The following is an 8,363-nucleotide window of genomic DNA, read 5'->3' as shown; positions in this document are numbered from 1 at the left end:
CTAGGCTACTGCTCGAAGTTCAACTTCGATTGACATGGCCTTTATTTCGTCTGGTTGGGTGTACACGTGCTTCCCCCAGTGTACCCTGATCTCGGCAGAGAGCTTGTGCGCGCCAGACGGCAGGTCACCGGCAGACATCTCTATTACCTTGTTCACGTCAAACAAGAGCGACTGCGCCTCTTCGACTGCCAGCGGGTAGTGAGGCGTCTCGTCGTTTACTATCGACACCCATATCCTGTGCGGGATTTTCGGGTTCCTCGTCCAGAACAGCGCGGCCTTTCTCACGAACTTTAGCTGCATCACGGTCTTGCGGCCGGACTTGACATCGACTTCAATCGTCATGCGAAAGCCGTTGTCGTGCTTGTTGTATGCCTTTTCCCAGTTTTTCTGGACGAACGCTTCGCGGATGGCGCCTTCGACCTTGAAACTGAGGTTGAGGGTCAGCGGCTTGTCCGCGCTCATACTGTCGTGAGACTTTTCAAGCACAACGCCGCTGATGATAGACGACAACTTCTCTGATGGTATCATTTATATCCTCAATAAGTAGTTGTCTTTTTGCTACGTCATGCTTGCAGAGATCACTGATTTCAAGGACAACGAACTAGAGATCAAGATACGCGAAGAAGACATCTCGATCCTCTACATCGTGCAGCACGAGCTCTTGAAGGAAAAGAGTGTCGATTTTGCAGGGGTGATGCTCCAGCACCCGTTGACCAAGGATTACAAGATGAGGGTCGCGACCAAGAGGAAGGACCCGGCCGAAGTCATCCAGGAGGCCTCTGTGTCTGCGATCGATTATTCCAAAGAACTGGCCGGCTTGATAAAGGCCGCATTAAAGTAAGGCGGTCCCGTTGCGTTTCTGCCCCAAGTGCGAATCTAGGCTAAAGCCGTCCGGCGAAAACGACGTCGTCTGCCCAAAGTGCGGCTACAAGGCAAAAAAGGGCGCGTCTGAAGGCAAGGGCGTGATAGAAGTCAAGGCAATTACCGGCAGCAAGGCATCGCTGAAGGTGCTTGAAGGCGACGAAAAGGAGGAGCTGCCTTCCATAAACATCCCGTGCCCCAAGTGCGACAACAACACGGCAGTCTGGTGGATGCTGCAAACGAGATCGGCTGACGAGGCGACCACACAGTTTTTCAGGTGCACCAAGTGCAAGCACACCTGGAGAAATTATTCTTAAATTAAAAAATAAGGAGAGGGGGTCAGAATACCCCAAAGTAGCGCCTTCTTTTTTCTGCCACGATTGGAGCCGCCACTTCCTTGACCTCGCCAAACGTGCTCTCCACGCCGGTCAGCACGACCATCACCCGCGCCTTGCCCTTCATGGTCGGGTCGACCCTTGCGCCCCACACGATCCTGACGTCCTTTGGCAGGCTCCTCGTGACCAGTTCTCCGGCCCTCGTCACCTCTTCAAGGGTGATGTCGTCGCCGCCAGTCACGTGCACCAGCGCGCCGTGAGCCATAGACATGTCCTTGACGTCCAGCAACTGCGTATCCAAAGCCATCCTCGTCGACTGCTCGATCCTGTCGATGCCGTCGTTATAGCCGACGCCGATCGCGGCAAGCCCGCGGCCTTCCATGATAGCCGTGAGGTCTGCAAAGTCGATGTTGATGAGCGACGCGGTCGTGATGGTCTCAGTCGTCCCCTTGATGAACTGGCCAACCAGCTCGTTTGCGACGCCAAGCGCCTGCTGCAGTGGCAGGTTGCCGGCAACGCGCGTCAACCTGTTGTTGTCGATTGCAACAACGGTGTCGCACGACCTCTGCAGGTTCGCAAGCGCCTCCTTGGCCATCGTATAGCGGTAGCGCTCGACTGCGAACGGCAGCGTGACCACGCCGACTACCAGCGCCCCTGTCGCCCTCTTGATCTCGTCAGCCAGTATCTGGACCGCGCCGGTGCCAGTCCCGCCACCGAGGCCGGCGCAAAGAAAGACGATGTTTGACCCGTGGACTTCCTTTATGACCTCTGATAGGCTCTCGCGCGTCGCCTGCATGCCCTTTTCGGCATAGCCTCCGCACCCTCGCCCGTTCGTAAGTTTCGGGCCTATCAGTATCCTCCTGTCCGCCTTTGTTATCCCCAGGTGCGCGGCGTCGGTGTTTATTGCAATCAGCTTGCCCCCCGTGATCCCCTTAGTCTTGATCCAGGATACGATGTTGCTGCCTGCACCGCCTGCACCTACTACGCTCACCTGTGGCCTCGCCATTTCCATCGCTGCGCGAATTGTCTCTTGTTCCATAACGGCTTCTGGCGTTATGTTGTTCGTGAACCCTGAGTTACTCATGGAGCACAGTAGTCGAGGTGCAACTATAAACAGAAGCTAGTAGCTCAGGTATCTTCCTAAATGGATAAATACATCTCACAATTCCCATTTTTTTCACCGCGTTGCTAAAAGAGCGCGCTTGCAAGCACGCCGGTCAGGTCGCCGACGAGCATGGCGACTACCAATCCCGTAAGCAGGTACAGCAGAAACGGCAGGCCGGGCGCGACCCACACGTCTTTGCCCTTTTCATATTCGGCATTCTCGGCGCGCTTGACAGCAAAATCAAACCTCTTGCCCGCGCCGGCGCCGGCCTCTATCGGAAACGAGAACGTGGGGTTTGCAGATCTGTACCCCACCATAAAGGCGACTGCCTTTCTTGCACCGCTCTCGCCCTCAAAGCCTGAAAAGAGTTCTCGCTTTTGCGACCACGAGATAAAGTTCCTCGCGACGTTGACCGCGACCTGGCAGGTGGAGAGCGCCAGCGCGTTTACAAAGACGGCCAGCGGGAACAGCGGGCTTGCGGTGCCGGACAGCGACCCGCTGTATGACGGCATGAGGAGTGCGAGGACAAAGAGCGCAAGCGAGTCGGCGCCCCCAAAGAGCCCAAGGCGATAAACTGCAAAAGAGACAGAGCCGGTGACGGCTATCGACACGACGGCGAGGGGAAGGTTTGCAGGCGGATCGGCGACGTACAGGACGGCGGCAACCAGCCCAAAAGACACCCAGAGCCAGTCGCTCACCGACCTGCTCCTCAGGTCCCAGGCCGCCGCTATCGAGAGCATGACCACAGAGGCGGCTAGGCGCCACTCCTCCATCGCGGTGCTTGCCGCATGGGCGCTGTTATAGGCTAGCGTGTAGTTGCCCTGTACATCGAGGGCCGAGTTGTATGTAAGCTGGCATTACGTACAAACCTTATATTCTTGCGAACAGGCAGCGTCTACCAGATGGAAAGCCGTCCGGCGAGCGAGACGCTAGAACAGGTAGCAGACCGCATATTCCAGGCACACCAGGGGATTTCGTACCTTGCAATAATGGACCACAACCTGGTCACGGTGGTGCAAAAGGGCTTTTTGGACCTCCATCCGTCAAAGCTGAAAAAGTTCCACATCCAGACGGCGCTTGTCATAAAGGTCTGCGCGGTTTCCTCAGAGTCGTTTGGCATCCTTGACCACGTGACTGCTTCTTTCAACGCGGCGTACAAGGTCATGGTGGTTCCGCTTTCGGCCCGGCTCCACATGGTGGTGGTCGCCCCGCACGGCACCGACGACACCTTGGAAAAAATAAGGCTCGACATTATATCCCGTTTCAAGTCGCTGTAGCCTCTTTTGGCGGGCTCATGAACACCGACGGCGATATGTCGAATTCAAGCGTCAACACCGCCGCGCCGGCAGACATGGCAAGCAGGATTATCGCGTAGCGAAAGCCGGTGGCAAACGACCCGCTCGATATCTTGCCCATCAAAAAGCCGGTCATCCACGACTGGGCCGCTATGCCTATTGAAAATATCTGCGTCTGGGCTTCAGCCGCCGCGGTGCTGCTGCCGGGGAGTATTGTCTCGCTCACGTCTATGAACGTCTGGGCCACCATCAGGGTGGTTATCGACATGAGCGCGGTGACCATGAAGGCGATGAAAATGTACGGCTTTAGCAGGCTCTTTTTTTCTTCCTCGATGTTGTACGACGACTCGCTGGACTTGGCCAGTATTTCAAGCGACGCGGTGTACCCGCCGCCGCTTTCAATCGCCTCGACGAGTATGCGAAAGTGGATGAGCGCGACCCTCGACTTGACCTGCTCTGCCAGGTTCGCATAGATCTTGCGCAGGGGCATGCCCCACTCTAGCTGGTTTGAAAACGCCTTGACGACTCGCTGAAAGCGCGGGTCGCGCTGCCTCTCTGACGCGTATATTATGCACTTTTCCGGCGACAGGCCGGCCTTTCTCGACTCGGCAATGTCGCGCAGGTACGAAGGGATTTCCGACTCGATCCCTTTCATGTTTTTCTCAAACTGCATCGACTTGTATGCAGGCCATGCAGACGCTGCCGCAAGAAAGATCGGGAACGCGTACGCAGGGTCCATGACCTGCTGTATAATGCCGGCAGCGGCAAGGACTGCAAACGCCCCCATGGCCGCCACTGAAAAAATGACTCCTTTGAAAAGCACGTCTTTTGCCCCGATGAGCGACGACGACAGCGTCCTGTCAAGCGCGTACATGATGGCAATCGATATGGCCGGCAGCATCACGAACACGAGCACGTATGAAAACAGGGGCGACGAAAACGACTCGGGCAGGATGTCCCCGGACGGGATTGAGGACAGCGCGACCACGACTACGTACAGGCTCAGCGCTATTACCTGCATTATCATGTAGGCGTCCACGAGCCCGCCGACCTTGGCTATCGACTGCCGGGCTATAGCGACTTCAAACTCGAATATCGAGTTCATCTTGCTCTGGAGGAAACTTGCAATGTCGCCACCGTTGCGCACCGTCGACACGTATCCGAGCAGCAGGTCGCGGTACTGCTTGGATCCGGTCGAGTTGGCCCTCTTTTCCATCGCGGTGAGCGGGTCCTCGCCCAGGATGTGCACCTGGTTCACGATTTTTCGCGCCTCGCTCATGATGTTTGGCAGCAGCTTGTAGCGCGCCAGTTTTGTAAAGCTGCCAAACGGGCTGATGCCGCTGGCTGCCATTATCGTGACAAGCGTGACGACGTATGGCAATTCACGCTCCAGCTTTGCTCCGAGCCCTTTTGCGCCCTTTACCTTGCCCTTCTTTTCCTTTTTGAAAAGCGGCATCAAGAACTCTTCACCTTCTCCATCAGCCGTGCCGGCTCCTGGTTGAACATGCCTATCACCTTGCTGATGCTCTTGTAGTCGCGTATCCCCCTGCTCAACAGCCACGTGAGCACTGACTTTCTCCTTGCAAGGTCCTCGGCAATGTCGCCCATGTCGACGCCAGTGTCAAGGGCTATCCTCTGCAGGTGGCGGCTCTTGGCGAGGTTGTCAAGGTAGCCGTCGTATGCAGGGTCCCACGCAAAGACGCTGTTGATGCTGTTGTGCGACAAGAGCTCCGTCACCTCCGTCACGCGCCTTGCCATCACGTTGGACGACGCCGACTCGGTCTTTAGCCGGACGCGCTTTACAGTCACTATGCAGTTCATGAGCGGGACGTATGCAGGCGGTATGTCCATCGGCTTTTGCTGCAGCCTCCGCACTGCGGCTTCCGAGTCATCGGCGTGCATCGTCGCGATGCCGCCGTGGCCGGTGGCGACTGCCTGAAAGAGCACGTAAGCTTCTTCGCCCCTGATCTCGCCCACCAAGATATAGTCGGGCCGGTGGCGCATGCCGGATTTCAGCAGGTCAAACAGGCCTATCTCGCCCTGGCTCTCAAGCCCAAAGCTGGCCCTTGACACGAGGCTGAACCAGTTGACGTGCGGGATGTTTATTTCCGCGACGTCTTCGACCGTAAAGAGCTTGAATGACGGGTTTATCAGGCCAGTGATGGCGTTCAGTATCGTGGTCTTGCCGCCGCCAGTCGATCCGATTACCATTATCGACTTTTTGTTGTCAAGCATTAGCCACAGGTAGGCGGCCATGTCGACGTCGAGGGCGTCCGAGTTTATCAGGTCCACGACGGTTATCGGGTCTTCGCGGAACTTGCGTATCGTGAAACTCGACCCCATCGTGGTAACCTCTTTTTTGTAAAGCGCCGCCAGCCGGTGGTTGCCCGGCAGCGACGCGTCCACTATAGGGTGCGCGGCGCTGATGTGCTTGCCGGCGCGGTGGACCATTTTCATCACAAAGCTGTCAAGGGCCTCTTCGTCGCGGAACGAGACATTCGTGCCGAGGCCTTCATAGTTGCGATGGTAGACAAAGATAGGCTTTTGCGGCCCTCCGCAGGTAATGTCTTCGATAAAGGGATCGTGAAAGAGGGGGTCGATTATGCCAAAGCCGAGGATGTCGCGTTTCAGGTAATACTTTACCTTTTCAAGCATTACCGGCTTTGTCCCGCCTAGGTGGTCTTTTAGCAGCCGGCCGACCTCGCTTATGAAACTCGTCTCGATGTTGTCAAGCAATCGCGGAGAGTCGATCTGCCTCTCGATCAGCTCCTTGATGCTGCCATAGATTTTCGTTTCTTCCTCGTTCATTGGCAGCTCGTCTATCGAATAGACAATGTCTGAATATTCGTCGCTCTTGAGGATGGAGGCGTAGCAGAACGGGGGCACGAGCGAGTAGCGCTGCACGCTCTGGTAGCCTTCCGGGATTCCGGCCTGCTCTCCTGCAGAGATAGAGTCGACGTACTTTGCCACCCTGCGGAGCTGGCCTGAAAGGCCGGACTCGAACGCCGGCTCTTTGAAATGCTCGATAAAGTCGTCGTCCTTTTGTTTTTCAGGCTTGTTTATCTTGAATTTAAGGTTCAAAAAAAGCCACCAAAAAAAGAGGTGGGGTTTATCCGTTGATTACTGATACTGACTGGACTGCGCTGGTCTGTCCCGCCTTGACATTCATGTTGTAGGCCACGCCGCTGTCGGTCGATGATATACCAGCAGGGTTGTTTACATATATGATAGCAACTTCACCCTGTTTCAGCGATATTGGTCCCGTTGCGGGTGTGAATGATCTGTTCACGCCATTGATGTTGATTGAGTTGAGGCCCTGCAGATCAAAGTTGAGCGGAGTCTGGATGTTTTGTGCGGTCATGATCGACTGAGTATTGTTGTAGTACCACGAAGTGAATGGTACTGTAGTTCCTCTCACATCGACAGAACTTACGGACACGACCTTACCGCCTATGTTCTTGACTACGAATGCGCCTTGTGACGCGGTGCTGTTTACCCATAGATGGGAGTTGGACACCTGAATTGCTTCCTGTTCTGTGTTGGTCTGGAAAAGACTGCCCCCAAAGAAAATTACTCCTGCACCCAGCACGACTGAAGCGATCAGGACGATGAGGGTAGTGATTACAGTTCCGATACCTCTTCTCTTTTGAACCTTGCCGAAGTTCATTCTAGAGGCTGTAAGGCACAGGTATCGATAATAGATCTAGCGTGTCCAGCAGAGCTACAACGCGCAATAAAATCAGTGTAGGTAATGCATAACATACAAATCGTCATATCCGCACAAGGCGGGTATTTCTGCATGGCAGAGGCAGTCCTGCACCAGACACCTGAGGAGAAAAATTCCGCGCTCTTTGCGGGAATCGACAGTTTGGTAGACCAGACGCTCCAGATATACGAGCTTTCGTCCAAGGAAAGCGCCATCATCCAGTCGATAGACGCCTCGATTTCGCTGCTGATGGGCGCGCTAAAGACGTCGCTTCCGCTGAGGCCAGAGACCTTTCACATAGAGTTCCCGGCGATAAAGAGCGCGGTGCTCAACAGCAACGGCGAGATAATCATCATGCTTGCGACCGGCAACATCGTGACGAAAAAGTTTGCCGAGCTCGAAGGCAGCCAGGTCATGGACCTGATAAGGGAGATAGTGCCCAAGCTGAGCCAGGGCGCGGACGCGAAGAAAGAGTCTGCAACCGAAGAGATAACGGTATTGAAGAAAGTGTCAAAGCAGTTCCAGCGCGTGAGGGCCCAGCCGGGGCAGCTGGCGCGCGTGGAGACTGAATAGGATTGGCCATCGCGACGCAGGTGCTTTCCTTTGACAATTTTGGCGCGCTAGAGTCCCATCTGCAATCCCTGCACGACAGGTACAGTCAAACCGCGGGCAAGTACAGAGAGACCCTCGGCGAAATCATGCGAAGCAATAATGGCGGCGAAGAAGAAAAGTGGTCGCAGGAAATGGCCGCTGCAATTTCCGGTGCAGAAAAGCCCAAGGCACCCAAGAAGAGCATGTCCAAGATGCTTGCAAGAAAGGAAAAGACAATGCCGGACGCCGGCTGGGTCCTGTTTGACCCCTTCTCGGTGTTTGTCGGCAAGGGCGCGAACGGCCAGGCAGAGCTCTACTTTGACGCAATCAACCAGCTTGACGACACGGCAAGAAAGCTGAAACTGGCAATCGACATCCTTGACACGCTGCGGGCCAAGGCCTCTGCGCCGGCCGGCGTGTCAATGACGGTTTCGTTCGTAAACGACGTGCCAAGCAGGATGATATTAAAG

The 8,363-nt window shown here is 55.5% G+C and carries 11 protein-coding genes; 5 read left to right on the top strand and 6 right to left on the bottom strand.

Annotation, left to right across the window (positions count from 1 at the left end; all coding sequences use genetic code 11):
* Nucleotides 1-528 carry a hypothetical protein gene (locus tag ACREAY_RS07630; protein ID WP_431755174.1) on the bottom strand — a complete coding sequence of 176 codons (528 nt, stop codon included), beginning with the start codon at nucleotides 526-528 and terminating at the stop codon, nucleotides 1-3.
* Between the two features lie 37 nt (nucleotides 529-565).
* Between ACREAY_RS07630 and ACREAY_RS07625 the strand changes: the two genes are divergently transcribed.
* Both ACREAY_RS07625 and ACREAY_RS07620 read left to right on the top strand, forming a co-directional pair.
* A complete protein-coding gene (locus tag ACREAY_RS07625; protein ID WP_431755173.1) occupies nucleotides 566-841 on the top strand; it encodes an RpoL/Rpb11 RNA polymerase subunit family protein in 276 nt (91 codons plus the stop codon).
* A gap of 10 nt (nucleotides 842-851) precedes the next feature.
* Nucleotides 852-1,178, top strand: coding sequence for a transcription factor S (locus ACREAY_RS07620; protein ID WP_431755172.1), 327 nt, complete (start codon nucleotides 852-854; stop codon nucleotides 1,176-1,178).
* A gap of 22 nt (nucleotides 1,179-1,200) precedes the next feature.
* On the opposite strand, the gene ftsZ is transcribed toward ACREAY_RS07620, so the two are convergent.
* The gene (ftsZ, locus tag ACREAY_RS07615; protein ID WP_431755171.1) at nucleotides 1,201-2,187 is read right to left on the bottom strand and encodes a cell division protein FtsZ; all 987 of its coding nucleotides are present in this window, start codon (nucleotides 2,185-2,187) and stop codon (nucleotides 1,201-1,203) included.
* A 197-nt stretch (nucleotides 2,188-2,384) separates the two neighbouring features.
* Entirely contained in the window at nucleotides 2,385-3,074 is a 690-nt protein-coding gene (locus tag ACREAY_RS07610; RefSeq protein ID WP_431755170.1) for a prepilin peptidase, read from the bottom strand.
* Between the two features lie 129 nt (nucleotides 3,075-3,203).
* On the opposite strand from ACREAY_RS07610, the gene ACREAY_RS07605 reads away from it, so the two are divergent.
* Entirely contained in the window at nucleotides 3,204-3,578 is a 375-nt protein-coding gene (locus ACREAY_RS07605) for a hypothetical protein (protein WP_431755169.1), read from the top strand.
* Here ACREAY_RS07605 and ACREAY_RS07600 read toward each other — a convergent pair.
* From ACREAY_RS07600 to ACREAY_RS07590, 3 genes are read right to left on the bottom strand one after another with little or no spacing between them, the layout of a single operon-like run.
* Nucleotides 3,565-5,052, bottom strand: coding sequence for a type II secretion system F family protein (locus ACREAY_RS07600; protein WP_431755168.1), 1,488 nt, complete (start codon nucleotides 5,050-5,052; stop codon nucleotides 3,565-3,567). The genes ACREAY_RS07605 and ACREAY_RS07600 overlap by 14 nt on opposite strands.
* The gene (locus tag ACREAY_RS07595) at nucleotides 5,052-6,677 is read right to left on the bottom strand and encodes a type II/IV secretion system ATPase subunit (RefSeq protein ID WP_431755167.1); all 1,626 of its coding nucleotides are present in this window, start codon (nucleotides 6,675-6,677) and stop codon (nucleotides 5,052-5,054) included. Before ACREAY_RS07595 ends, ACREAY_RS07600 begins: the two co-directional genes overlap by 1 nt.
* A gap of 28 nt (nucleotides 6,678-6,705) precedes the next feature.
* Nucleotides 6,706-7,263: a hypothetical protein gene (locus tag ACREAY_RS07590; protein WP_431755166.1), complete on the bottom strand. Its 558-nt coding sequence runs from the start codon at nucleotides 7,261-7,263 to the stop codon at nucleotides 6,706-6,708.
* A 132-nt stretch (nucleotides 7,264-7,395) separates the two neighbouring features.
* On the opposite strand from ACREAY_RS07590, the gene ACREAY_RS07585 reads away from it, so the two are divergent.
* Nucleotides 7,396-7,875: a hypothetical protein gene (locus ACREAY_RS07585; protein WP_431755165.1), complete on the top strand. Its 480-nt coding sequence runs from the start codon at nucleotides 7,396-7,398 to the stop codon at nucleotides 7,873-7,875.
* 2 nt (nucleotides 7,876-7,877) lie between these two features.
* On the top strand, nucleotides 7,878-8,363 hold a 486-nt coding region (locus tag ACREAY_RS07580; protein WP_431755164.1), incomplete at its 3' end, for a hypothetical protein.

This window comes from Nitrososphaera sp. (assembly GCF_050748925.1).
Taxonomy (GTDB): domain Archaea; phylum Thermoproteota; class Nitrososphaeria; order Nitrososphaerales; family Nitrososphaeraceae; genus Nitrososphaera.
The sequence above is the reverse complement of the archived record's forward strand: the minus strand, read 5'-3'. Positions and strand labels throughout refer to the sequence as shown.